At 38.8% G+C, this 23876-nt stretch carries 25 protein-coding genes, 2 rRNA genes and 1 pseudogene; 2 read left to right on the forward strand and 26 right to left on the reverse strand.

Annotation, left to right across the window (positions count from 1 at the left end):
- Nucleotide 1: 1 nt before the first annotated feature.
- Both EV203_RS03485 and EV203_RS03490 read right to left on the reverse strand, forming a co-directional pair.
- Nucleotides 2-1546 (reverse strand): DAK2 domain-containing protein, encoded by a 1545-nt coding sequence (locus tag EV203_RS03485; RefSeq protein WP_132039164.1) that lies wholly within the window; start codon nt 1544-1546, stop codon nt 2-4.
- 46 nt (nt 1547-1592) lie between these two features.
- Nucleotides 1593-1943 (reverse strand): Asp23/Gls24 family envelope stress response protein, encoded by a 351-nt coding sequence (locus EV203_RS03490; RefSeq protein WP_011025754.1) that lies wholly within the window; start codon nt 1941-1943, stop codon nt 1593-1595.
- 151 nt (nt 1944-2094) lie between these two features.
- Here EV203_RS03490 and rpmB point away from each other — a divergent pair, with 151 nt between their 5' ends.
- Nucleotides 2095-2283, forward strand: coding sequence for a 50S ribosomal protein L28 (gene rpmB, locus EV203_RS03495; RefSeq protein ID WP_011025755.1), 189 nt, complete (start codon nt 2095-2097; stop codon nt 2281-2283).
- Nucleotides 2284-2317: 34 nt separating this feature from the next.
- Here the strand turns inward: rpmB and EV203_RS03500 are convergent, their stop codons facing one another.
- The 21 genes and pseudogenes from EV203_RS03500 to EV203_RS03600 all read right to left on the reverse strand — a co-directional run bounded on the left by EV203_RS03500 (nt 2318) and on the right by EV203_RS03600 (nt 20759).
- The gene (locus EV203_RS03500) at nt 2318-2500 is read right to left on the reverse strand and encodes a hypothetical protein (protein ID WP_011025756.1); all 183 of its coding nucleotides are present in this window, start codon (nt 2498-2500) and stop codon (nt 2318-2320) included.
- A gap of 60 nt (nt 2501-2560) precedes the next feature.
- Nucleotides 2561-3196: a thiamine diphosphokinase gene (locus tag EV203_RS03505; protein WP_011025757.1), complete on the reverse strand. Its 636-nt coding sequence runs from the start codon at nt 3194-3196 to the stop codon at nt 2561-2563.
- Nucleotides 3193-3843 (reverse strand): ribulose-phosphate 3-epimerase, encoded by a 651-nt coding sequence (gene rpe / locus EV203_RS03510; RefSeq protein ID WP_132039160.1) that lies wholly within the window; start codon nt 3841-3843, stop codon nt 3193-3195. Before rpe ends, EV203_RS03505 begins: the two co-directional genes overlap by 4 nt.
- On the reverse strand, nt 3840-4727 hold the full coding sequence (gene rsgA, locus EV203_RS03515) for a ribosome small subunit-dependent GTPase A (protein ID WP_046159905.1): 888 nt from the start codon (nt 4725-4727) through the stop codon (nt 3840-3842). The genes rpe and rsgA overlap by 4 nt, the downstream gene beginning before the upstream one ends.
- On the reverse strand, nt 4728-6605 hold the full coding sequence (gene pknB / locus EV203_RS03520; protein WP_009611132.1) for a Stk1 family PASTA domain-containing Ser/Thr kinase: 1878 nt from the start codon (nt 6603-6605) through the stop codon (nt 4728-4730).
- Complete coding sequence (locus EV203_RS03525; RefSeq protein WP_132039161.1) at nt 6602-7345, reverse strand: Stp1/IreP family PP2C-type Ser/Thr phosphatase; 744 nt, start codon at nt 7343-7345, stop codon at nt 6602-6604. Before EV203_RS03525 ends, pknB begins: the two co-directional genes overlap by 4 nt.
- Nucleotides 7346-7351: 6 nt before the next feature.
- Nucleotides 7352-8380 (reverse strand): dual-specificity RNA methyltransferase RlmN, encoded by a 1029-nt coding sequence (rlmN, locus tag EV203_RS03530; protein WP_011025761.1) that lies wholly within the window; start codon nt 8378-8380, stop codon nt 7352-7354.
- Nucleotides 8381-8397: 17 nt separating this feature from the next.
- Complete coding sequence (gene rsmB / locus EV203_RS03535) at nt 8398-9729, reverse strand: 16S rRNA (cytosine(967)-C(5))-methyltransferase RsmB (RefSeq protein ID WP_009611137.1); 1332 nt, start codon at nt 9727-9729, stop codon at nt 8398-8400.
- An 18-nt stretch (nt 9730-9747) separates the two neighbouring features.
- Nucleotides 9748-10431, reverse strand: a complete 684-nt coding sequence (locus EV203_RS03540) for a zinc metallopeptidase (RefSeq protein WP_009611136.1) — start codon at nt 10429-10431, stop codon at nt 9748-9750.
- Between the two features lie 4 nt (nt 10432-10435).
- Nucleotides 10436-11188: a DUF116 domain-containing protein gene (locus EV203_RS03545; protein ID WP_009611134.1), complete on the reverse strand. Its 753-nt coding sequence runs from the start codon at nt 11186-11188 to the stop codon at nt 10436-10438.
- Nucleotides 11189-11206: 18 nt separating this feature from the next.
- A complete protein-coding gene (fmt, locus tag EV203_RS03550) occupies nt 11207-12136 on the reverse strand; it encodes a methionyl-tRNA formyltransferase (RefSeq protein WP_011025763.1) in 930 nt (309 codons plus the stop codon).
- Nucleotides 12137-12140: 4 nt separating this feature from the next.
- Nucleotides 12141-12620 carry a peptide deformylase gene (gene def, locus EV203_RS03555; RefSeq protein WP_011025764.1) on the reverse strand — a complete coding sequence of 160 codons (480 nt, stop codon included), beginning with the start codon at nt 12618-12620 and terminating at the stop codon, nt 12141-12143.
- A gap of 24 nt (nt 12621-12644) precedes the next feature.
- Complete coding sequence (gene priA / locus EV203_RS03560; RefSeq protein WP_022587630.1) at nt 12645-14843, reverse strand: primosomal protein N'; 2199 nt, start codon at nt 14841-14843, stop codon at nt 12645-12647.
- A 52-nt stretch (nt 14844-14895) separates the two neighbouring features.
- Complete coding sequence (gene coaBC, locus EV203_RS03565; protein ID WP_035175032.1) at nt 14896-16095, reverse strand: bifunctional phosphopantothenoylcysteine decarboxylase/phosphopantothenate--cysteine ligase CoaBC; 1200 nt, start codon at nt 16093-16095, stop codon at nt 14896-14898.
- A 7-nt stretch (nt 16096-16102) separates the two neighbouring features.
- A pseudogene (gene rpoZ / locus EV203_RS03570) lies at nt 16103-16315 on the reverse strand (DNA-directed RNA polymerase subunit omega).
- Nucleotides 16312-16932: a guanylate kinase gene (gene gmk, locus EV203_RS03575; RefSeq protein ID WP_011025768.1), complete on the reverse strand. Its 621-nt coding sequence runs from the start codon at nt 16930-16932 to the stop codon at nt 16312-16314. The pseudogene rpoZ and the gene gmk overlap by 4 nt, the downstream one beginning before the upstream one ends.
- Nucleotides 16933-16944: 12 nt before the next feature.
- Nucleotides 16945-17241 carry an extracellular matrix/biofilm regulator RemA gene (remA, locus tag EV203_RS03580; RefSeq protein WP_022587628.1) on the reverse strand — a complete coding sequence of 99 codons (297 nt, stop codon included), beginning with the start codon at nt 17239-17241 and terminating at the stop codon, nt 16945-16947.
- Between the two features lie 12 nt (nt 17242-17253).
- Nucleotides 17254-18126: a YicC/YloC family endoribonuclease gene (locus tag EV203_RS03585; RefSeq protein ID WP_011025769.1), complete on the reverse strand. Its 873-nt coding sequence runs from the start codon at nt 18124-18126 to the stop codon at nt 17254-17256.
- 48 nt (nt 18127-18174) lie between these two features.
- Nucleotides 18175-18999, reverse strand: coding sequence for a diaminopimelate epimerase (gene dapF, locus EV203_RS03590; protein ID WP_022587627.1), 825 nt, complete (start codon nt 18997-18999; stop codon nt 18175-18177).
- Nucleotides 19000-19089: 90 nt separating this feature from the next.
- A complete protein-coding gene (locus tag EV203_RS03595) occupies nt 19090-20220 on the reverse strand; it encodes an MFS transporter (RefSeq protein WP_011025771.1) in 1131 nt (376 codons plus the stop codon).
- On the reverse strand, nt 20220-20759 hold the full coding sequence (locus tag EV203_RS03600) for a Chromate resistance protein ChrB (RefSeq protein WP_022588946.1): 540 nt from the start codon (nt 20757-20759) through the stop codon (nt 20220-20222). Before EV203_RS03600 ends, EV203_RS03595 begins: the two co-directional genes overlap by 1 nt.
- Nucleotides 20760-20882: 123 nt before the next feature.
- On the opposite strand from EV203_RS03600, the gene EV203_RS03605 reads away from it, so the two are divergent.
- Nucleotides 20883-22595, forward strand: coding sequence for an Rqc2 family fibronectin-binding protein (locus EV203_RS03605; protein WP_132039162.1), 1713 nt, complete (start codon nt 20883-20885; stop codon nt 22593-22595).
- 2 nt (nt 22596-22597) lie between these two features.
- Here EV203_RS03605 and thpR read toward each other — a convergent pair whose 3' ends face one another.
- From thpR to EV203_RS03620, 3 genes are all read right to left on the reverse strand, one after another.
- Nucleotides 22598-23146 carry an RNA 2',3'-cyclic phosphodiesterase gene (thpR, locus tag EV203_RS03610; RefSeq protein WP_011025774.1) on the reverse strand — a complete coding sequence of 183 codons (549 nt, stop codon included), beginning with the start codon at nt 23144-23146 and terminating at the stop codon, nt 22598-22600.
- Between the two features lie 127 nt (nt 23147-23273).
- Nucleotides 23274-23382, reverse strand: a 5S ribosomal RNA gene (gene rrf / locus EV203_RS03615).
- A 32-nt stretch (nt 23383-23414) separates the two neighbouring features.
- Nucleotides 23415-23876: ribosomal RNA gene (locus tag EV203_RS03620) — 23S ribosomal RNA — on the reverse strand; the annotation flags it as partial.

Here is a 23876-nt window from a genome sequence, read left to right on the forward strand (position 1 = left end):
TTTATTCAATCGATATGACATAGTAATAAAGAGGCTGACCCCCGTAATGGATTTCTACTTCTACATCTTTAGAAATCAAATTTCTAAGGCCTTCAGCTCTTTCTCTCGTAACATCTTTTCCGTAGTATATAGTAATAAGTGAGGTATCGGGGCTTATAGCTTTGGCGATTAACTTTTCTGCCACCTCATTGTAGTCCTTTCCCACTAATTCAAGTTTTTCATCTATAAAACCTAAAACATCTCCTTCTTTGATATCAAAACCGTTGACTTTAGACTCCCTGACAGCAAAGGTCACTTCAATGGTTTTTACATTTTTTAGAACTTCTTCAATTATTCTTACATTTTCATCGAACTCTTTTTCTAAATCCAAAGCTAAAATTGCAGTTACCGCCTCGTTAAAGTTACGGGTGGAAATTACTTTTACTTTTTTATCAGTGAGTTTTTTCGCTTGCTCACATGCCATTACTATGTTTTTATTATTTGGAAATACAAAAATGTATTCTGCATTAATTTTTTCTATTCCCTGCAAAATTTCATTGGTGCTGGGATTCATCGTTTGCCCGCCATCTACTATGACATCACAGCCTAAATTCTCAAAAATCTCTTTTACCCCTTCTCCCGTTGCTACCACAAGAATTCCATATTTTTTCTTTGGCTTTTTATTTTCTCCTATTATAGTCTCATGCTGAAGCTTCATATTGTCAATCTTAACCTTTATGAGCTCTCCTATTTTTACTCCTTCTTCCAGCACCAACCCCGGATTGTTTGTGTGAACATGTACCTTCAAGAGGTCGTCTTCTGCAACCACCACTAGGCTGTCACCAAAATTCTTAAAGCGCTCTTTAAAAAGTGCTTCTGAGTATTTCTTATTCGTCTTTACCAGTATCTCCGTGCAGTAGAGGTACTTTAGCTCTTCTTTGTGTAGCTGTAACTCCTTTTTCTCTTCTAAGTCTTCCACGATTTCTATCTTATTCCCCTTAAGCCCCTGGAGCATTCCACGAAGCACATACACAAAACCCATTCCACCTGAATCCACAACGCCAGCTTCTTTTAAAATGGGAAGCAGATTAGGAGTATTTTCTAAAGATTGTTCCGCCTTGCCAATCAACCTCTCAAGAAAATCTTCAAATTCCTGAACTTCGCGGCATATCCTCAGAGCTTCTTCCGCTGTTTCTCTTGACACAGTGAGAATAGTTCCTTCAACCGGCCTCATAACTGCTTTGTAAGCAGCTTCTACACCGGCTTTTAATCCCAATGCAAAATCACAGGTAGATATTTTCTTCAAGTTCTTAAGATGCTTTGCAAACCCTTTAAAAATCTGCGACAGAATTACTCCCGAGTTTCCCTTTGCTCCCATCAAAGTGCCTTTGGAAGTAGCTTCTAGTACCTCTTTTACAGTATCCTGTACTTTTTCCAGCTCTTTTGCTGCATAAAGAAGCGTGTATGCCATGTTTGTGCCAGTATCCCCGTCAGGCACAGGGAACACGTTTAATTTATCCACTTCACCTCTGTTGTTATAAAGGTAATTGGCACTCGCTACTATCATATCTTTTAACGTCTTTCCATCTATATATTTCAACGTACCTTCCTCCTTAATTGTCAACCTTGATTCCCTGAACGTTTATCGTAACATTTGACACTTTCAATCCTGTAAATTTTTCAACAGCGTATTTCACTCTCTCAATTGCATTCAAAGAAACAGTCCTTATATTCACTCCGTAAAGTACCACTATATAAACCTCCAAGATAAGCCCCTCTTCTGAAGAAGAAACCTTGACGCCTTTGCCAGAGTTCTCTGTTTTGAATATTTCCACGAGCCCGTTTGCTCCTTTTCTCCCCAATCCCACTATGCCATAGCATTCCGACACAGCCCTGCTGGTTACTGCAGCAATGGCGTCATTTGAAATAGTGATGCTGCCATAATTGTTTTTTATTTGAACCATTCTCTATCCCTCCGATTCTTAATTTATATTTTACCTGAAACTCACTCTGTCATCAACCAAATTATCAAAGAAGGTATTTACATTTGAGCAAGATGATGATAAAATGGTATTGTTGCGAAAAAATACGCATCTTAAAAGGAGGTAGTCGACAATGCCCAAATGCGATATCTGCGGCAAAGGCTCTATAAGGGGATTTCAATACAGTCACTCCAACAGAAGGACTATAAGAAGGTGGAAGCCCAACATAAGAAAAGTAAGAGCTATTGTGGATGGCACCCATGTGACATTAAATGTTTGCGCAAAATGCCTGAAGGCAGGAAAAGTTCAAAGGGCTTTATAAAGAAAGACGTGCATTTTTGCACGCTTTTATTTTTTTACTTAAAATATATGTTCACATAGTAACCTGCTATTACAAGAAAAATCCCCAATAAAACCATCCACAGCCACGGAGGAATGTACATGACAAAAATAAAAATTCCAAGCCCCATCAAAAGATATCCTAACAAATAATTTGTCTGTCGGTTTAACTTTTTCAATTTTTGAAAGAGTTTTCCCATAAAAACGCCCCTTCCTTTTCGAAGTTAATACATACTATTCACAGGAAGGGGATAAAGACACTAATCTTTAGGCTTTATGACCAGCAAAAACCCCTCTTCTATTTTTATGCTGGCTTTTTCCTCCGTAAAAACATTGCTTATGCCGTAAGGGTTTTCCATGCTCATGCTCTGCCCGGAAAGAGGATAAAAAAGCCCTTTTGTGTATATTCCTTTCACTTCTCCCGAGTAAGGAAGCAAAGACAGCAATTCCCCTTTTTTCCCTTCAATCTCTATGTAATCATCTATTAAGTGTATTTCATTTTTTTCATTTATAATTCTGCTCTTTACCCCTCTTTTTAAAGAATAGAGGAGAAGAGAAAGATTAGCATAGGAGTGGTCAAATCTGTCGCCAATAACTCCTATAAAAGTTATGTCTTTGGCTCCTAACTCTATAGCTTTTTTCAAGGCAAGCTGTGTATCTGTCTCATCCTTCATTGTAGGAAACTTCTCTACTTTAACTCCTTCCTTTTGATAAAATTCAAGGACTTCTCTGTCTACAGAATCAAAATCCCCGATTATAAGAAAAGGCCTTATCTTCATCTTATAAGCGTGATTAGCTCCTCCGTCAGCGCATATGACCATATCTACTTCTTCTACAATGTTTTTGTAAAATCCATAATCTTTTATTTCTCCATTAGAAATGATCAGCACTTTCATGTTCCTACAGCCTCTCTGAACTCTTTTATAGTAGAAGAAGGGTCTGGTGACTCAAAAATGGCGGACCCTGCAACAATTATATCTGCACCTGCTTCCACGACTTGTTTTATGTTTTTTATATTTATCCCTCCGTCAACCTCAATTTCAAAACTTAAATTCATTTCTTTTCTCATCTCGTCCAACTCTTTAATCTTTTTAAGCATTGAATCTATAAACTTTTGACCCCCAAATCCAGGGTTTACAGTCATCACAAGCACCAGGTCCACGTATTCAAGAATGTACTTCAAAGTCTCAAGAGGTGTGGCAGGATTTAGTGCAACACCTGCTTTTACTTCATGGCCTTTTATCCTCTGTATTGTCCTGTGCAAATGCACACAAGCCTCTTGATGGACCGTGATTATGTCTGCTCCGGCCTTTACAAAATCCTCTATGTACAAGTCTGGATTTTCAATCATCAGATGCACATCAAAGGGCAAAGAGGTGTACTGCCTCAGCGCTTTTACTACCACAGGGCCAATAGTTATATTTGGCACAAAATGTCCGTCCATCACATCTATGTGCAAAAGGTCAGCATCTTCTTCTATTTCCTTTACATCCTGTAAAAGGTTTGCAAAATCGGCTGAAAGTATAGAAGGTGCGATCTTCAATTTTTATACCTCCTCTTCTCCTTCTCTTTTACCTCCCTTAAAAGAGTCAAATAACTTATATACCTTTGCCTGTCTATAATGCCCTCATCCACTGCTTCAGTAACTGCACAATCAGGTTCATTCACATGGAGACAGGAATTAAACCTGCAATTTTCTTGAAATTCTATAAATTCTCTAAAATAATTCCTCAACTCTTTTTTGGGAATGTCAATTTCCAAAGCCGTAAAACCAGGAGTATCTAAAACATATCCTCCAAAATCAAGGGGTAAAAATTCTACACTTCTTGTGGTGTGCCTTCCTCTCCCGAGCTTTTCACTCAATTCCCCGGTTTTCAACCTTATGTTGGACTGTATGAGATTTATGAGAGAAGACTTACCTACCCCGGAAGGACCAGCAAAAAAAGAAATTTTATCTTTTAAATAGCTCTTCAATTCTTCCATGCCTTCTCCAGTTACTGCAGAAGTACCGACAGCTTTATAGCCTATTTTTCTGTAAACATTGATCAAATTTTCTACTTCCTCTCTTTTTTCCATATCTACTTTGTTTATGCAGACCACAGGCTCTATCTTGTTAATTTCAGCAACCACAATCATCTTGTCCAAAAGAACTCTGTTTATCTCTGGCTTAGATATGGCAAAGACTATTATGGCCTGGTCTACATTGGCAACAGGCGGCCTTACCAGTTGATTTTTCCTGGGTAAAATTTCCAGTATATAGCCTTCCTTCTCATTCACCAGCTGGACCTCTGCAATATCTCCTACTAATGGAATTATATTGTCTTTTCTAAATTTTCCACGAGCACGGCATTCTATAATGCCGCGCTCGGTAGCAACATAATAAAATCCAGCAATCCCTCTTACAATCCTTCCCTGTATCCTCTCCAATTAAAATCTCGCCTCCACTCTGCTGTATACTTGTCCATCAATATCCACTTCAATGACAGCTTTCCCTTTATGAGCCGTAACAGGCACAGTCAAAGGGCTATCGCTAGAAGTGTGCTCGCCGGAATAGACCAAGTTCTTTTGCCCATCTTGTATTACATAAACTTCCACTTTCATGGGGCCATCTTTATTCGGCAAATTAATAATAACATTTTTCGTCTGCTGTTGTAAAGAATTCTGGGGCAATTTGCTGACAATCAAATCTATCGGGCTTCCTTTTTGCACTTCAGTATCAGGCGGCACACTCTGTTCCAGCACAGTATTTTCTGGCACATTGTCAGCCTCTTTGTAAATCACTTTTCCCAATGTAAGACCTGCACTCTCAAGAGAAGCCTTTGCCTCATCGAGGTTCATATTTACGACATTTGGCACTATTGAAGGTTTAGGCCCTTTGCTTACATATACGTCAATTGTAGTCCCGTACTCTACTTGAACTCCGTATCGAGGATTTTGGTCAAAAACATAGCCCTTTTGATACTGCTCATTGTAGTTTTCAATTATGTTAACTTTAAGTCCGGCATTTTCCAGAACATTTTTGGCCTCAAGGTAGTCCCGCCCTATTACATTGGGAACTATGACCATTTGCCTGCCTTTGCTTATCACAACATAAACTGTAGTACCCGGTTTTACCAAAGCCCCTTGAGGCGGGTCTTGTTCCAGTATAGTGTTTTCTGGTTTGTCACTGTACCTCTCTTCGCTTATTTCCATTTTTAAATTATGTTCGGACAAAACTTTACTTGCCTGGCTCAGTGAAAGCCCTACAACATTTGGAACTACCACATCATTGACTTTAAAGAAGTTGTTGAGGACGTACACCGTCCCGTAAGAAAGAGAAGCTAACAATAGCAAAACAAGCAAAACAATTCCAACTTTCTTCCTTATCTCTTTTCTCTTTTTCTCCCTTTCTCTTTTTAAAGCAGCCCTCTTTAACTCCTCCGCCTCTCTCGAAGGCATCACTTTCGTCTTTTCAAAATCTTTTTCTTCAAATTTGAGGTCTTTAGGATTTTTCAGAAAAGTATCTAAATCCTTCAAAAACTCAGATGCCGTCTGATATCTCAAGTTAGGGTCTTTTTGCGTAGCTTTTAACACTATCTTATCGAGTTCTTCCGGAACCTTTTCATTTAAGCGTGAAGGCGGAAGTATATCCTCCTGTATGTGCTTTAAAGCAACAGAAATAGGGCTATCTCCTTCAAAAGGAACTTTCCCTGTTAGCATCTCAAAGAGCACAATCCCTAAAGAATATATGTCGGTCCTCTCATCTACTATGCTACCTTTTGCCTGTTCAGGAGAAAAATAGTAAGCAGTTCCAATGACATCTCCAGTATAAGTTATGGTAGCCCCATTAGCTGCCCTGGCTATTCCAAAATCTGTAACTTTAACCACGTCCTCATCTGTAACTAAGATGTTTTGTGGCTTTATATCTCTGTGGATTATCTTGTTCTTGTGAGCATGATCTAAGGCTCTGCAAACTTGGCTCGCTATTTCAACAGCCCTTTTTACTTCCAAAGGCCCCCCATTTTCTCTGATGAGCTCTTTCAAAGTGCGACCTTTCACATATTCCATAACTATATAATATATATCCCCTTCCTGCCCTACATCGTATATGCCCACAATATTCGGGTGGGAAAGACTGGCTGCCGCCTGGGACTCTCTTTTAAATTTTTTCACGAAATTTTCATCTGCTGCAAACTCTGGCCTTAAAATTTTTATAGCGACAATCCTATTAAGGAGGTGACATTTAGCTTTATATACTTTTGCCATTCCTCCTTCTCCTATTTTCTCGAGTATCTCGTATCTATTTCCCAGCATTCGCCCTATCATAATGTCACCTCCTTAACAGCGACTATAGTTATGTTGTCATACCCCCCATTTTCTTTTGCCATGTTTACAAGGTTCTCACAAGCTTTGTTTATATCGTGGTTTTTGCTAAACTCTTTTAATATTTCTTCATCCGCTACTAAGTTAGTAAGTCCATCTGTGCACAAGCACAGTATGTCCTGTGGCAGCACATCCCCGTAGAAAGTGTCTACTTCCACATCTTCGTCTACACCCAAGGCCCTTGTGATAATGTTTTTCTGTGGATGAATCCTCGCCTCTTCGTGAGTAATTTTACCCATCTTTACCAGTTCTTCCACAAAAGAGTGGTCCTCAGTAATTTGCACGATTTTGCTGTCTCTTATGAGATAAGCCCGGCTGTCTCCAATGTGGCCTATAAAGAAGTGATTTTTCTCAAAAAATAGGAGTGTAAGCGTTGTTCCCATGCCTACCAGGTCACATTCAGCACAGGCGTGTTGATACACGACTTTGTTAGCAAATTTTACTGAACTTTCTATAAATTCCCTTATAGTGCTGACTTCTTTATTTTTTAACTTGGGATAATTGTCTTTAAAATATGCTACAACTGATTCGACAGCTAATTTGCTGGCAATTTCTCCCCCGTTATGTCCTCCCATTCCATCTGCCACTATAAACAGAGGAAAGTTTTCGTCAAAAGAAGCGTAATAGTAATCTTCATTTTTCTCCCTAAAATTGCCTATATCAGTAAGGGCAGCTACAATCATAAAACTTTACCCCTCTTTCAAATACTTTCTTCTCAACTGCCCGCAAGCAGCCTCAATATCGCTTCCCAGCTCTCTTCTCACAGTACAGGTTATGCCGGCGTTTTCAATAATTTTCTTAAACATCATCACTTTTTCATTGTTGGATTTTCTAAAACCTATCTCCTTAACGTAATTTATTGGTATTAAGTTTACATGACAGAGCATACCTTTTAAGAGGTCCACCAGCTGATAAGCATGTTCCTTTTTGTCATTTACCCCGTCAATTAAAGCATATTCAAAAGTAATTCTTCTGTTAGTCTTTTCTATATAATATCTGCAGGCTTTCATTAGCTCTTCTAAGGGATATGCTCTGTTTATTGGCATAAGCTCATTCCTCAACTCGTTGTTGGGAGCATGTAGTGATATAGAGAGATTCACTTGAAGCTCTTCATCAGCAAATTGATAAATTTTGGGGACAATTCCTACTGTGGAAATAGTGATATGCCTTTTCCCAATTTTTAATCCATAAGGATTGTTCACTATTTTTATGAACTTCATAACCTCGTCGTAATTGTCAAAAGGCTCTCCACTCCCCATAAGGACTATATTAGAGATTTTGCCATAGTCGCTATCTATTGCCATTACCTGATCTACCATTTCTGAAGCTTTAAGGTCTCTGACTTTTCCTCCTATTGCAGAGGCACAAAACTTGCACTTCATATTACAGCCAACCTGTGTGGATACACAAGCTGTATTTCCAAACTTATATTTTATGGCAACTCCTTCTATTATGTTTTTATCTTCAAGCAAAAATAAGTATTTTACTGTATCGTCTATTTGCGAGACTCTTCTTTCTATTATCTTTAACTCTGAAATATAGGCAATTTCTTTAAGTTTTGCCCTCAAATTCTTGGAAATGTCTGTCATCAAATCAAAATCTGTGACCCTTTTGTCGTAAATCCACTTGTAAAGTTGTTTTGCCCTAAATTTGCTCTCACCTAAGTTGACAAAAAACTCTTCCATCTCCTCCAAAGTCATATCCTTCAGGTTGTACAACTTCTATTACCTCCAGTTTAATATATTCTTTTTAATTTAGCTATGAAAAACCCATCAATCTTGTGTTCTAAGGGAGTCGTCTGTATATATCCTAAATCAGAAGTCTTTACTTTAAGGTTTAAAGGGAGGTCTTCTGAAATATCCGCAGGCTCGAAATTCTTATGCTCCTTTAAAAATCTCTCTATGACTTCCTGATTCTCTTCTCTGCCAATAGTGCAGGTGCTATAGACTAAAACTCCACCTTTTTTTACATAGAGAGAGCTTGACTTTAAAATCCTGTACTGCCTCTCAATGAGACCTCTCAACTCTTCTTTATCATAACTTTTTAGCTTTATGTCAGGTTTTTTTCTTATTATCCCTATACCTGTACAGGGAACATCTGCCAAAACCCTGTCAGCCTTTTCTAGATAGCTTTCATTTACAAAGGTCGCGTCAAACACTTCTGTCTTAACATTTGTAACCCCTAGTCTTCTGCAGTTTTCTTCTATAAGCTTCAACCTGTGGGGATGTAAATCAAAAGCAACAACCTCTCCAGTATTTTCCATAATCTGGCTTATATGAGTTGTCTTTCCTCCCGGAGCAGCGCACACATCAAGTATCCTTTCCCCTTTTTGAGGTGATAAAATCCTTGAAACCAGCATTGAAGCCTCATCCTGAGGGTGTATCAATCCATCTTTATAAATGGGATGGCTTTCAGGGTTTTTCAAATCGATGTACAGAGCCTCCTCAAGATAATAACCTTTTTTATAAGAGATGTCCTCTCTTTTAAGTTTTTCTTGAAGTTCCTCTGCAGAAATTTTTAAAGTATTAACTCTATAAGAAATTTCCGGCTTTTCATTGAGGCTCGCAAGCAATTTTTCTGCTTTATCAGCGTCAAAATTCTTCAAAAATCGTTCAATTATCCAGTCAGGATAAGAGTAAGTAACCTTTAAATAATATGGAAAATTTTGTTTATCAGGGAACTTAACCTTTTCCTTCTCCCTGAGGTAGCTTCTCAAGACTGCATTTAAAAAGCTGGCCCCCTTCTTGCTAAGGAATTTCTTTGCTATCTCTACTGTCTCATTTATGGCCGCATAATCCGGTACTTTGTCCATGTATAAAAGCTGGTATAAGCCCATCTCCAAAAGCAAAAGGGCTTTTGTGTCAGCAGATTTCTTTATAAAAAAAGAAAGTATAAAATCCAGGGTGTACTTTCTCTCAATAACCCCGTAAACCAGTTCTTTGACAAAAGCAGCATCAACCTCTTTTACCTCATCATTCCTTAAATGTTTGGCAAAAGAGATGTTTATATAAGCTTTTTTCACTACTACGTCGTAGAGTATTCTGTAAGCCAATTCCCTAGCATTCATTTAACCCTCTTATCTCCTTTACTCTCTGCTATCCCTTATGATGAAAAGCCTCAAAAGCTGCATTATAGAAACTAGCGCGGCAGCCACATAAGTTAAAGCCGCAGCCTGTAATACCTTCTTCGCCGGCTCTAAATCTTCTCTCGTGAAAAGCCCGTTTGCTTGCAGTAATGCTATTGCCCTTCTGCTGGCATCTATCTCAACAGGTAAAGTTATAACTTGAAAAAGGACAGCTGCGCTAAAAAGTATTATCCCTAAGTTTATAAAGTGAATCCCAGCAGACCCCATGAAAAGGCCCAAGATCACCATTGGCCACGCCAAATTTGCTCCTAAATTAGCTACTGGCACAAGGCTATTTCTCAGTAAAAGCGGTATATAGCCTTTAGCGTGTTGCACTGCGTGACCTGCCTCATGAGCAGCTACGCCTATTGCAGCTATGGAGTCATTTCCATACACTGCATCTGAGAGTCTCAACACTTTCACCCTTGGATCATAGTGGTCCGTTAAGTTCCCTGGAATCCTTTCAATCCTTACATCATAAAGTCCCATACTGTCAAGTATTCTCCTTGCCACCTGTTCAGCAGTATACCCGTACATGTTTCTCACATGAGAATACCTGCCAAAAGTAGTCTGAACTTGTGCTTGAGCGTACATGGCAAAAAGCAGAGCAGGTATTAGGAGAATTATAGTGCTATCCCAGAACATAATATCAACCCCCATTCAACAATTTTTTGACCATATTCTCAACCTCAGAAACATCTACTCTTGTGTTAAAACAGGGACCGTTCGGTCTATCATTTATTATACCATAGACAGGGATGTGTTTTACATCCTGCATCCCGCTTGTAAGGTCCCTTTCACAGGCAATAGCTATTATCACTTTGGGCCTTAAATCCTTCACTATCTTTCTCGCCAAAGTCCCGCCTGTAGCCACAGCCACATTAATCCCGTATTTTTCTTTCAAATTTACCAGGTCATTTATCTGACATTTTCCGCACTTCCTGCAGTTATCTATATCGTACGTGACTTTGAATTTACAGCCGCTGTACTGTATGCAGTGAGGAGCTAATATGAGAATATCTTTTGGCTCGTATCTTTTTAAATCCTTATTGAAGAAGAAGTCCTTTATAGCTATGTAGGACTGCTCTATTTTTTCTTCCTTAATTCTCAACACTCTTGAGGCAAACAGTACGATCGGATAAAAAAGGTCCACAAAGCTCGATATAAAAGAAATTGCCGATTTACTACTTCTACGGCTTAATATTACATAGAAGGACACGGCTAGTGCTATTCCTACCAAAACTGTAACAGTGAGAAGAAAAAAGGCTGTGGCAATCATAAAATATCTGTAAAACTCTGTTTTTCCGCTGTTTAAAGAGTAAACAAAAGCTATTAGCAACACCGCGAAAAAAACAAAGCTAAAGCTTAAAATCCCCAGAAAAACCCTCTTCTTCCCCTTCAAGAAAAATTCTCCTCTTTTTTATTTTAAAATTGTCCCTTCTGGTATATTGTGACCTATTAAATACTCTCTAATACCCATTTTTCTCGAACCTTCTTGCTGGATTTCCAAGATTCTAAGAGCATTTTCCCCGCACTTTACAATAAGCTCATCTTTTGACTTCAACACACTTCCCGGAGGCTCATTCCCAAAATGTTCTACTACTTCTGCCTTCCAGATTTTTAGCATCTTGCCATCGTAAAAAGTATAGCAGCCAGGCCAAGGTTTTAACCCTCTTATCAAATTCCGAATCCTACAAGCAGGGCTCTTCCAGTCAATGTGTCCCATCTCTTTAGTTATAATCGGAGCGTAAGTTGCCTCTTCGTCCTTTTGCTTTTCAGGAATCAACTTCCCTTCTTTTAGCTTCTTTAGGGTCTCACTCAAAACTTCTGCCCCCAAATTGGCCAGCTTGTCGTGTAAAGTTTGTGCATCATCATCCTCTTCAATGGCAATAGACCTTTTTAAAAGCATGTCTCCGGTGTCCAATCCTTTGTCCATCAGCATAGTGGTAATTCCTGTTTCTTTTTCTCCGTTTATTATCGCCCAGTTTATAGGAGCAGCTCCTCTGTACTTGGGCAAAAGCGATGCATGGACGTTTATACATCCGTATTCAGGAAGTGTCAAAATCTCCTCAGGCAAAATTTTTCCATAAGCCGCTACTACAATAACCTCTGGATTTAATTCCTTTAATTCCTGCAAAAACTCGGGATTATTTTTTACGCTTTCAGGTTGGAGCACTTTCACTCCTTTTTGAAGTGCTAATTCCTTTACAGGAGAAAAACTCACTTTCATGCCTCTTCCTCTTTGTTTGTCCGGCTGAGTCACCACAGCCAGAACATCATAACCTTCTTCAAAAAGCCTTTTTAAAGAGGGGACGGCAAATTCTGGCGTCCCCATGAACACAATCCTCAATACCTCATACCTCCTTGACCCCTTCTAACTCTTCTTTGTCTAGGAATCTTATCACTTTGTCAACAAATAGCACGCCTTCTAGGTGGTCTATTTCGTGGCATAAAGCCCTTGCCAGAAGGTCTTCTCCTACTATCTCTTTTACATTTCCTTCTCTATCTAAATACCTTACTTTAACCTTTTGAGGCCTTTTTACCTCCCCAAATACTCCGGGAATGCTAAGACATCCTTCAGGGCCGATCTGCTCTCCCTCTTCGTACACAATTTCAGGATTTATAAGCTCCAAAAGCCCTTCTCCCACATCTATCACGACTAGTCTTCTCAAAATCCCCACCTGGTTGGCTGCCAAGCCCACCCCATCGTTTAAATACATGGTCTCAGCCATATCTTCTAAAATAGTAATGATGTGAGAATTTATTTCAGTAACGGGTTTAGCTTTTTTCCTGAGCACGGGGTCCCCAATTTTTCTAATATACCTTATTGCCAAAACAAATACCTCCTTAAATTTAAATTACATTATATTAAGTGGGTCAATGTCTACAGCAACCCTTATGTCTTTTGGATATTTCATATTCTGGACATACTCTGCAATTTCTTCTAGCACCTCTCTCTCCTCACTTTTAACAATCACCTGCCACCTGTATCGGTTGTTAATCTTGCTTATAGGAGCAGGGGCAGGCCCTAGTATTTTATTATAACTCTTAACTTGCAGTTTGTTAATAACTTTCTGACATGCTAAATATGTGTTTGCAGAGGCATTTTTCACTTTTTCTTCGTCTTCCCCTGATACTACAATATTCATAAGGTGTGCAAAAGGAGGGTACTTAAAAATTTCTCTATATTTTATCTCTTCCCTGAAAAATTTTACATAGTCCTGTTCTTTTGCCGTGAGGATGCTGTAATGATTATCCTCATATGTCTGTATCACCACTCTTCCGGGCTTTTCTCCCCTTCCTGCTCTTCCTGCCACCTGCGTTAGCAGTTGAAAAGTCCTCTCACTAGACCTAAAATCTGGCAAGTTCAATGTTATATCAGCGAGTATCACTCCTACTAAAGTCACATTAGGTATGTCAAATCCTTTTGATATCATCTGTGTCCCTATCAAAATATCTGCTTTCCCATTTTTAAACTCGTAAAATATCTTCTCATGGGACCCCTTTCTCCTGGTAGTATCTACATCCATCCTTAAAACTCTAGCTTCTGGAAAGAATTTCTTTATATCCATCTCTACCCTTTCCGTGCCGATACCCATATACCGTATCCTTTTGCTACCGCACTTAGGACATGTCTCCCTCATAGGCTCCTCATAGCCGCAGTAATGACACACCAGTTTCTTATCCTCAAAGTGATATGTCAAAGATATGTCGCAGTTAGGGCATTTTGGAACGTAACCGCAGTCTCTGCAAGCCACAAAAGAGGAATACCCTCTTCTGTTTAAAAACAAAATTGTCTGCTCACCTTTTTTCAAATTTTCTTTGATATAGGAAAACAACTTTCTGCTAAAGATAGAATTGTTGCCTTTTGCTAACTCATCGCTCATATTGACAACTTCTATCTCAGGCATAGAGGCTTTTATTCTTCTGGTAAGCTTCAAAAGCTTGTAATCGCCCTTTATGGCTTTGTAATAGGTTTCCAAAGAAGGAGTAGCGCTTGCCATGACCAATACAGCTTTTTCTATTTCACATCTCTTTTCTGCTACTTCTTTTGCGTTGTACCGGGGCCTTGTATCTGACTGCTTGTAAGTAGCTTCATGTTCCTCATCAATAATTATAAGTCCAAGGTTGTCAAAAGGCGCAAAAACTGCACTCCTTACCCCTACTACTACGTCCACTTCTTTATTTTTTACTTTTCGCCATTCATCAAACCTTTCTCCCGGAGAAAGCCCGCTGTGAATCACAGCAACTCTATTGCCAAAGCGGCTTACAAACCTCTCAATTGTCTGAGGCGTTAAAGCTATTTCTGGCACAAGGACTATTGCGCTCTTTCCTATCTTCACAGTTTCTTCTATGAGCTTTAAGTAAACCTCTGTCTTTCCACTGCCAGTAACTCCAAAAAGCAAGTATGCATCAGGCTGTCCTGAGAAAATAGATTTTTTTACCTCCTCAACTGCTCTTTTCTGTTCTTCTGTCAAAATTGGTGGAAAGGTCTTTTCTACATCTCTCACCTGAAATCTCGATATTTCCTCTTCATAAACCTCTATATAACCCTTTTTCTCAAGAGCCCTTATAGTACCATAATCCGTATTTAATATCTTTACAAGTTCGGAAAGCTTTATAGGACTTCTCTTTTTAAGATACCGCAAGACTTCATACTGCCTTGGAGCCTTTTTAAAATCCTCCTCAAAAACATCTTCTATCTTCAATCTGACCAGCTTTACCTTTTTTTCTCCTCTGTCTATTCCTGCCGGCATTATCGTCTGAAAAACTTCAGAAAAATAGCATTTATAATAATCTCTCATCCATTTTGCCAACTTTATCATTTTATCGTTAAAAATAGGATATTTATCTAAAATTTTGTACACGCTCTTTATCTTTTCTAGCGAATAAGAAGGCTTATCCGTAAGGCTTACCACATAGCCCTCAACAAGCCTATTTTTGAAAGGCACTAAAACCCTCATACCTACTTCAAGGTCCATTCCTTCTGGCACTTTGTAAGTATAAAGCCTGTCAGTATTCGAAGCTTTTATTTCCACTATGACTTCGGCGAACATGGCAACCTCCGCCCGATAAAATTTTAGATAAATAAAAAAAGCCGAAAAAGGCTCACAACAACTTTGCTATCTCATCTAAAATGACATGAGCTGCTTCCCTTTTCGTCATCATCGGATACTCCTTCACTTCAAGGTCTTTGTTGATAACTTTTATTATGTTCGTGTCCACTTCAAAGCCTGCTCCTTCTTGAGAAACGTTATTTGCCACTATTAAATCCATATTTTTCTCTTTTAACTTCTTCTTAGCATAGTCTATCAGATTTTCAGTTTCAGCTGCAAAGCCGACTGAAATTTTATTTCCCTTCTTTTGTCCTACTTCATACATTATGTCTGGATTTTTTACAAGCTCAATCACCATAGTTTCTTCATCTTTTTTTATTTTTTCCTTTTTTACCTCTTTAGGCCTATAGTCAGCAACAGCAGCTGCTCCAACTATTATGTCAGCTTCCTCAAGGTGCATCATCACAGCGTTGTACATATCAGCAGCTGTTTCAACAGGAATAAATGTAACTCCCTTAGGAATATCTATGTGAGTAGGTCCAGACACGAGCACTACACGAGCTCCTCTTTCCACAAAAGCCTTGGCAATCTCATACCCCATTTTCCCCGAGGAGCGGTTTGTAATGTATCTAACCGGATCGAGGGGCTCTCTCGTAGGACCCGCTGTTATCAAAACTTTCTTACCTTCAAAGTCTTTCTCTTTTTCTCTGTACAAAAGGTCTAGTATGGCTTTTTCAATTTCTTCCACATCAGCCAGTTTCCCTGCCCCGTATGTCCCACAGGCAAGTCTGCCTGCTGCTGGTTCAACAAAAATAAACCCGATCTCTTTTAAAGTCTTAATATTCCTTTGAGTTAAAGGATTTGTGTACATGTTGGTATTCATAGCCGGAGCAATTAGAACTGGGCTTTTTGTTGCAAGTAAAGTGGTGGTCAGCATGTCATCTGCAATTCCATGAGCAATCTTTGCAATTATATTAGCAGTTGCTGGAACTATAGCGAAAAGGTCCGCTTTTTCTGCAAGAGAGATATGCTCAATCTCCCAATACTTCCTATCTGTAAACATATCTACAGTTACTTTATTGTGGGTTAAGGCTTCAAAAGTCAAAGGATTTATAAAATTTGTAGCTTCTTTAGTCATAATGACATCTACATTTATATCCTTTTTTACAAGCCTCGAGGTGAGGTCCGCAGCTTTATATGCTGCTATACCTCCTGTAACACCTAGCACCACATTTTTCTTGTTATTCATCATAACACCTCTATTTTATTCCATACTTTTGAGGTCTTTCATAAGTGATGAGTCCCCTGTACACTTCCTCCGTAGCAATTGTGACAGGTTTATCAGAGTCTATATCTACCAGCTTCTTGTCCCCGGCCACCAGCTACCTTGCCCTTTTTGCAACCAGAGCGCACAAAGTGTACTTGCTATCCACTTTTTCCATTAAATCCACAATGGACGGATACAAAATCATACGGATTCCTCCCTTATCTTTAGGTACAGGTCTTTATTTCTGTCCACACGGCACTTCTCCGCTATAATTATAGCACGAATTTTTTCTACTGCTCTATCCACATCGTCATTTATCACTACATAATTGTACTTGGACACGTAATTAAGTTCTTCATAGGCACTTTTAAATCTCTTTATTATTTCCTCTTCACTTTCAGTGCCTCTTTTCTTTATCCTGTTCCTCAATTCTTCCATAGAAGGAGGGAGAATGAAGATAAAGACTCCTTCAGGAAATTTTTCCTTTACCTTAAGCGCCCCTTGAATGTCAATTTCTAAAACAACATCATTTCCTTCTTCTAAATTCTTTAAAACAAATTCTTTCGGAGTGCCGTAGTAATGGTCATAAACTTTTGCCCATTCCAAAAAGGCGTCCTCTTCAATCATCCTTTTGAACTCTTCTTCTGACTTGAAAAAGTAGTTTTTACCATCAACTTCTCCTGCCCGCGGCTGACGCGTAGTAGCAGATATGCTCAATTTTAAATCTTTTTCTTTTTCTATTAAGGCTTTGCAGATGGTGCCTTTTCCTGCCCCAGAAGGACCAGATATTACTATTAAAAGCCCTTGCTTTTTTATTGACAAATTCAATTCCCCCTACTCTTCTCCCTCTTCTTCTTCCTCTTCTTCTTCAAACTCGTCTTCTATAATTTCCTTAGAAGTCAGCCTATTTGCAACAGTCTCTGGCTGAACTGCTGAAAGGATAATGTGGTCGCTGTCGGTTATAATGACTGCCCTGGTCCTTCTTCCGTATGTAGCATCGATTAACATTCCCCTATTTTTTGCCTCCTGTATTATTCTCTTTATAGGAGCAGATTCTGGGCTTACAATTGCTACTAATCGGTTAGCCGATATTATGTTGCCAAATCCTATATTTATCAATTTAATCGACATACTCCTTCCTCCCTACTCTATATTTTGAACTTGTTCTCTAATTTTTTCAATCTCATCTTTCAAATCGATAACTTTGCTGGAAATCCTGTAGTCTATTGCCTTGGAAGCTATTGTGTTAGCTTCCCTGTTCATCTCCTGCAGTATAAAATCTAATTTTTTACCGATAGGTCCCTCCTCATTAAGGGATGACCTAAACTGACTAATATGGCTTTTCAACCTCGTAATCTCTTCCGCAATACAGGACTTATCGGCAATTAACGCCACTTCCATAGAGATTCTTACTGGGTCCACCTCCACTCCCAACTCCTTTATCCTCTGTTCAAGCTTTTTTCTGTAGTCTTCCACCATCACCAGACTTAAACCTTCTATTTCACCTACAATTTCTGAGACTTTTTCTATCCTCTTCGTCACATCATCGTATAATTTTATACCTTCTTTTAACCTCATGTCAATCAGTTTACCTATAGCATCATCTAAAGCAATCCTTAAAATTTCCCAGACTTCCTCCAAATTAACTTCTTCATTTTCTAATTTTATTACCTCTGGAAGGTCAATCAAATCGCTTACAGTTATAGAACCTTCCAAATCAAATTTTGCTTTTACTTCAGAAAAAGTCTTTAAATATTCTTCTAATAATGGCTCGTCAATTTTTATAAAGCTTAAAGTCTTATCGTATACGTCAAAACTTATACTTAAATCTACCCTCCCCCTTTTTATCTTTTCTGATACAAACTCTCTCACTCTTTCCTCCAAACCGCTCAACAGTCTATTAAGCTTTATGTTTACGTCTAAAAACCTGTGGTTTAATGACCTTATCTCGACTGAAATTTCATATCCTCTATCTCGAATGTCGCTTCGTCCATACCCCGTCATGCTCTTTATCATCAAAACCACCTTTTTCTTATTATAGTCAAATTTCAAACAACGTAAAACTCAAATTTCAATTTCTCCCCTGAAGACTTCTTCTACTTCTCCGCTTAAATAGATGCTGTTGTCCTCTTTCCATTCAACAAGCAGCACTCCTGCCTTAAAATGCACATTTACACTTCTTCTTGTCCTTCCTAATAAAGATGAGACAACAGCAGAAGCCGAAGCCCCGCTTCCACACGCCAGAGTGAGCCCTACTCCCCTCTCCCAAGTCCTTACAGATATATTTTCCTCATCCTCTACCTTGACAAAGTCCACATTCGTCCCCTCGGGGAAAAGGGAGCTTTTTTCAATTTTGGGTCCCAGCTCTTTCATAAAACTTTCCTCAAAAGAGCTGACAAACAAAATTGTGTGAGGCACTCCTACTCTGACAGATGACAATCTATAGGTTTTGCCATCTATCTTAACTGGCTCATCTATGAATTTCTGTTTTTCGCTCTTTACGGGTATTTTACTGCTTTCAAAAATAGGACTTCCCATGTAGACTTTCACACTCTTTACTTTGCCATTTTCTACAAACAGTTCTGGCATTATTACGCCTGCCAGAGTTTCTACAGTCATTTTCTGTTTAGAGACTATGCCTTTCTCGTAGACGTACTTCGCAAAACATCTAGAACCATTTCCGCACATTTCAGCTTCGCTTCCATCCGCATTAAAAATCCTCATTTTGATATCAGCAATATGTGAAGGCTCCACCACTAAAAGCCCATCTGCCCCTATGCCAAAGTGCCTGTCACAGAGTTTAACAGCTAGTTCGCTGTAATCAACCCCCTCTACTGCTTCAATCACTATGAAGTCATTGCCCAAACCGTGCATTTTAGTAAATCTCACTTTAATACCACTCCTTCTAATCTTCAAAGATATTATAACATAAAAAAGGTCAATTTGGTTAGATATTTTAAGAAAAATTGAGGAAAGCGGTCATAAAACAATTAAAAGACCGATAGAAGCCAAAATTCCTAAAATTCCGCCGAAATAGAAAGGTGCACTGGCTCCAAAGGTATCCCACAGTAATCCCGCGATAAAAGATGCAGGCAAAAGGCCAATACCTGTTAAAGTGGCATGAAGCCCTATTACAGTTCCCCTCAAATGATCTGGAGAAATTTCTGCCACCAGAGCTTTTTCAACTCCTTCTGTTAAGGCCATATAGAGCCCGTAGACAGAAAACAACCACCACATGGCAGATTTAAACCCAAACCATCCAAATCCTAGGTATACCAAACCGTAAAATAAATATCCGAGTATAAGAAGTTTTTTTCTGCCTATCCTATCCGAAAGCCTCCCCGCAGGGTAGGAAAAAACCATGTAAACTACATTATACAGAAGATACAAAAGAATCACATCAGCATCGTTAAACCCTACATTTTTAGCCCTCAAGAGCAAAAACTGATTTGAAGAATTCCCTAAAGCAAAGATAAATATCACTATAAGAAAAAGTTGTAACCTCTTATCTAAAACTCCCCACGAAAAGGATATCCTCTTTGAAGTTTCTTTCCTTTTTGAACTCTCTCTTGCAAAGAATAAAACCATAACTCCTAAAAGAGCAGGAATAATAGACAATAAGAATACCAATTTATAATCTCCTTTGTAGGTGGTAATAAAATAGTACGCTAGTATAATCCCTATGGTAGCTCCTAGAGTGTCCAGTGCCCTGTGAAGGCCATAAGCTCTCCCTATATTTTTGTTATCCACAGTCTCTGCGATCAACGCATCCCTTGGGGCAGTTCTTATTCCTTTACCAAACCTGTCTAAAGTCCTTCCCCAAAACACCCATCCCCAAGAAGAAGCAAAATACAAAAAAGCTTTTCCAACAGTAGAAAAAGAGTAGCCCATTATAGCAAGAGGCTTTCTTTTTCCTACCCTGTCAGATATGTACCCCGAAAACACTTTGAGAAGACTGGCGACGCTTTCTGCAACCCCTTCTATAAAACCCACTATAGCAGGACTTGCTCCAAGTTTTGAGGTCAAATAAAGAGGAATCAACGGATACACCATCTCTGTAGAAATATCCGTTAAAAGGCTTGTCAGTCCAAGGATTATCACATTAAACATTAAAATTCCTCCTCTTCTTTGTTCTTTTCATATACCATTGCAGAAAACTTTTCGAACTCCTCACTTGCCTTTTTTAAAAGCTCTTCTGCTTTTGCTCTCATTTCACAATTGAAAACATCTCTTTCTGCTACTTTTTTAAACCACCTGTAAAGCTTACTGAGTTCATCTTCATTTTCTTCTAATTCTGCAAAAGTGAAGTTCTTTCTGCTTACCTCTTTTTCGATTTCTTTGAAAAACTCCTCGCACTGCTCAATTACTTCGCTGTATTCCTCCCTCCTCTGCCTGTTAAACTGTTCAATTAAATCCTTTTCAACTTCCTCCTCAAGGGCTACCACTTCAAAGGATTTAAAATCACCACCAAATCCTTTTACCTCTTTTTTTAAATCCTCTACTTCTTTTAAAAACTTTTCCATATAAGGTACAATGCAAACAGACTGCTGCAAATACAAAGCGCCGATTCTTTTTACTTTTCTCCATATAGTGACTCTAGCAGTAGAAGAATCACTAGGCACTTTATATACAAAGAGAAGCCATTTCATCGCAAAAGCCTCCCGCTTTTCATTTATTTTAATTGTAACAGCTGTTACAATTAAAGTCAATATTGTACAATTTCTTTTTGTAAGTTATACTCTTAGTGTAGACGAAAAACTGGAGGTATGCCTATGGCATTTGATGGAGTAACTTTACATGCAATAGTAAAAGAGCTCAAAAAGGAAATTGAGGGAGGCAGAATTGAAAAAATCTATCAGCCTGAAAAAGAAGACTTGATTTTTACAATCCGGTCAAAAGGCAAAAACTATAAACTCCTATTATCTGCCAATGCCAATTACCCTAGAATTCACCTTACAAAAGAAGATAGAGAAAACCCCCTAGAACCTCCTATGTTTTGTATGCTTTTAAGAAAACACCTCCAAAACGGAAGAATAGCGGAAATAAGGCAAGTGGAATTTGATAGAATAGTAGAAATTGATATAGAAACAAAAGATGAACTTCAAAACCAAGCGATCAAAACGCTAGTCGTTGAAATAATGGGAAGGCATAGCAATGTGATACTAATAGATAAGGCAAGCCAAACAATCCTTGACAGCATAAAAAGGGTTTATCCCGATATGAGCAAGGTAAGAGAAGTGTTGCCCGGCAAAAAATACACCTATCCTCCCTTGCAGCAAAAATTGAGTTTAAAAGACCTCACTTATGAATCTTTTAAAGAAGCCTTGTTGCGTCAAAAAACAAAGAAAATAGAAAAGGCTTTAGTGGAAATATTGCAGGGCTTCAGCACCACGCTAAGTAGTGAAGTTTCTTTTCAGTGCAGTATTTCAGATTCATTTGTAGAAACTTTGGGAGAAGAAAAAATTGAACAAATTTATCAGAAAGTAAGAGATATATATGAAAAAGTCTATAATTTAGAAGTTAAGCCCTGTGTCGTTTTTTTAGAAAACAAAGTAGCTGATTTTTCTTGTATTGAACTCACTCAGTACAAGAAAAGACTTCTATTTGACACAGTAAATGAAGCTGCTGATAAGTTTTTCTTTGAAAAAATAAAATCGGCAAATTTTCAAATGAAATCCTCTGACCTGAAAAAAATTGTACAAAATATTCTGGAAAAGCTTTATGTCAAATTAAATAAGTTGCAGGAAGAATTAGCTGAAGCGGATAAGGCAGAAATTTACAAATTATACGGTGAGCTTCTTACTGTAAACCTGCATTCCATCAAGAAAGGATTAGAGAAATTTGGAACTATTAATTATTACACTGGTGAAGAAATAGAAATCCCGCTGGACAAAAGGCTTTCTCCTTCTCAAAATGCTCAAATGTACTACAAAAAGTACAACAAACTGAAAAACGCTTTTAACACAATTAAAAAACAAATTTCTGAGACATTAGAAGAGATAAACTACTTAGAGGGGCAGCTCATTAACATAGAAAATTCTACAACTCTTGAGGAGTTAGAGGAAATAAAAAATGAACTGATAGAAGAAGGATATATACACAAACATCAAAAGAAAAAAGTAGCATCTCATTCTCTTTCTCAGCCACTTCATATAGTATCCTCTGAAGGTTTTGACATATATGTAGGTAAAAACAATAGACAAAATGATTATTTAACCTTGAAGTTGGCTAATCCAAACGACATATGGCTTCACACAAAAGACATCCCAGGGGCACATGTAGTAATAAAGACTAACAATAGAGAAGTCCCTGAGAATACTCTAATTGAAGCAGCAAAATTAGCAGCAAAATACAGCAAAGCAAAATACTCTTCCAATGTTCCAGTGGATTATACCTTAAAAAAGTATGTAAAAAAACCCCCAGGTTCAAAACCGGGGTTTGTAATTTACACTAACCACAAAACCATCTACGTAAATCCTGAGTGAGCTCATTTAAGGGGCACAGTGAAAACTGGTATGTATTTTCTTTTGCCCTCAATAACAGCGCTTTCATAAAGAGATATCTCCTTTACAGGGATATCCTTTTTTTCTATTTGGCTGAAAAGCTTATTTGCCTCTTCAATTCCAATTTTTAGCTTAATATCTCTCGCTATGGTAATGTGAGAAGTGAATTTTCTTTCTTCTTTGGGAAAACCAATCTTGTAAAGCTCATCTTCTATATTAGCATGCAAAACATTTAAAGGTTTACTTTCCTCAGTTCCTAACCATAAAACCCTGATATTTTTGTTTCCTTTAAAAAAACCCACTTCTGAAAAACGGAGATAGAAAGGCTTTATTCCTTTTGTTGCTTTTTTTACTGCTTCTTCTATTTGAGGGACAATCTCTGGTTGTATTTCTCCCAAAAATTTCAATGTAATGTGAAAATTTTCTTTATTAGTCCACTTTCCTTCTACAGTGTATTCTCTAAGCATAGACTGAAATTCATAGATTTTCTCTATTATTTCTGTTTGCATCCCTATTCCAATAAATGCTCTCATTTCCCTCTATCCTTCCTTTAAAGTTATTATTTCCCAGGAAATTTGCTCGGATGTCACTCTATAATTATACCATAAAAAGAAAAGAGGTAATTTGGCTTTCACCAAATTACCTCTTTTCTTAAAATCTTTCCGGCAGCGTCCTACTCTCCCGCTTACGCAGTACCATCGGCGCTGGAGGGCTTAACTTCCGTGTTCGGAATGGGAACGGGTGTTTCCCCTCCGCTATCGCCACCGGAAATCTGGACCTTCAAAACTGCACAAAGCCTTCAGGGTCAAGTCCTCGGCTTATTAGTACCGGTCAGCTAAGAGCGTTTCCGCTCTTGCACCCCCGGCCTATCTACCTCGTCTTCTTCGAGGTGCCTTACCCTCTTACGAGGTGGGAGACCTTATCTTGGGGTGGGCTTCACGCTTAGATGCTTTCAGCGTTTATCCCATACGAGCTTGGCTACCCAGCTGTGCACCTGGCGGTGCAACTGGTACACCATCGGCTCGTCCGCCCCGGTCCTCTCGTACTAGGGGCAGCTCCCCTCAAGTCTCCTGCGCCCGCGACGGATAGGGACCGAACTGTCTCACGACGTTCTGAACCCAGCTCACGTACCGCTTTAATGGGCGAACAGCCCAACCCTTGGGACCTTCTTCAGCCCCAGGATGCGATGAGCCGACATCGAGGTGCCAAACCTCCCCGTCGATGTGGACTCTTGGGGGAGATCAGCCTGTTATCCCCGGGGTA

Origin of the sequence: Caldanaerobacter subterraneus (assembly GCF_004345675.1) — a bacterium.
GTDB lineage: Bacteria > Bacillota > Thermoanaerobacteria > Thermoanaerobacterales > Thermoanaerobacteraceae > Thermoanaerobacter > Thermoanaerobacter subterraneus.

Coding starts and splice junctions, on each gene's coding strand:
- EV203_RS03485 (WP_132039164.1), bottom strand. CDS start 1,546: ATGATAGTAGCGAGTGCCAATTACCTTTATAACAACAGAGGTGAAGTG.
- EV203_RS03490 (WP_011025754.1), bottom strand. CDS start 1,943: ATGGTTCAAATAAAAAACAATTATGGCAGCATCACTATTTCAAATGAC.
- rpmB (WP_011025755.1), top strand. CDS start 2,095: ATGCCCAAATGCGATATCTGCGGCAAAGGCTCTATAAGGGGATTTCAA.
- EV203_RS03500 (WP_011025756.1), bottom strand. CDS start 2,500: ATGGGAAAACTCTTTCAAAAATTGAAAAAGTTAAACCGACAGACAAAT.
- EV203_RS03505 (WP_011025757.1), bottom strand. CDS start 3,196: ATGAAAGTGCTGATCATTTCTAATGGAGAAATAAAAGATTATGGATTT.
- pknB (WP_009611132.1), bottom strand. CDS start 6,605: ATGATAGGGCGAATGCTGGGAAATAGATACGAGATACTCGAGAAAATA.
- EV203_RS03525 (WP_132039161.1), bottom strand. CDS start 7,345: ATGATTGTAGCTGCCCTTACTGATATAGGCAATTTTAGGGAGAAAAAT.
- rsmB (WP_009611137.1), bottom strand. CDS start 9,729: ATGAATGCTAGGGAATTGGCTTACAGAATACTCTACGACGTAGTAGTG.
- EV203_RS03540 (WP_009611136.1), bottom strand. CDS start 10,431: ATGTTCTGGGATAGCACTATAATTCTCCTAATACCTGCTCTGCTTTTT.
- priA (WP_022587630.1), bottom strand. CDS start 14,843: ATGTTCGCCGAAGTCATAGTGGAAATAAAAGCTTCGAATACTGACAGG.
- coaBC (WP_035175032.1), bottom strand. CDS start 16,095: ATGATGAATAACAAGAAAAATGTGGTGCTAGGTGTTACAGGAGGTATA.
- remA (WP_022587628.1), bottom strand. CDS start 17,241: ATGTCGATTAAATTGATAAATATAGGATTTGGCAACATAATATCGGCT.
- EV203_RS03585 (WP_011025769.1), bottom strand. CDS start 18,126: ATGATAAAGAGCATGACGGGGTATGGACGAAGCGACATTCGAGATAGA.
- EV203_RS03595 (WP_011025771.1), bottom strand. CDS start 20,220: ATGTTTAATGTGATAATCCTTGGACTGACAAGCCTTTTAACGGATATT.
- EV203_RS03600 (WP_022588946.1), bottom strand. CDS start 20,759: ATGAAATGGCTTCTCTTTGTATATAAAGTGCCTAGTGATTCTTCTACT.
- EV203_RS03605 (WP_132039162.1), top strand. CDS start 20,883: ATGGCATTTGATGGAGTAACTTTACATGCAATAGTAAAAGAGCTCAAA.
- thpR (WP_011025774.1), bottom strand. CDS start 23,146: ATGAGAGCATTTATTGGAATAGGGATGCAAACAGAAATAATAGAGAAA.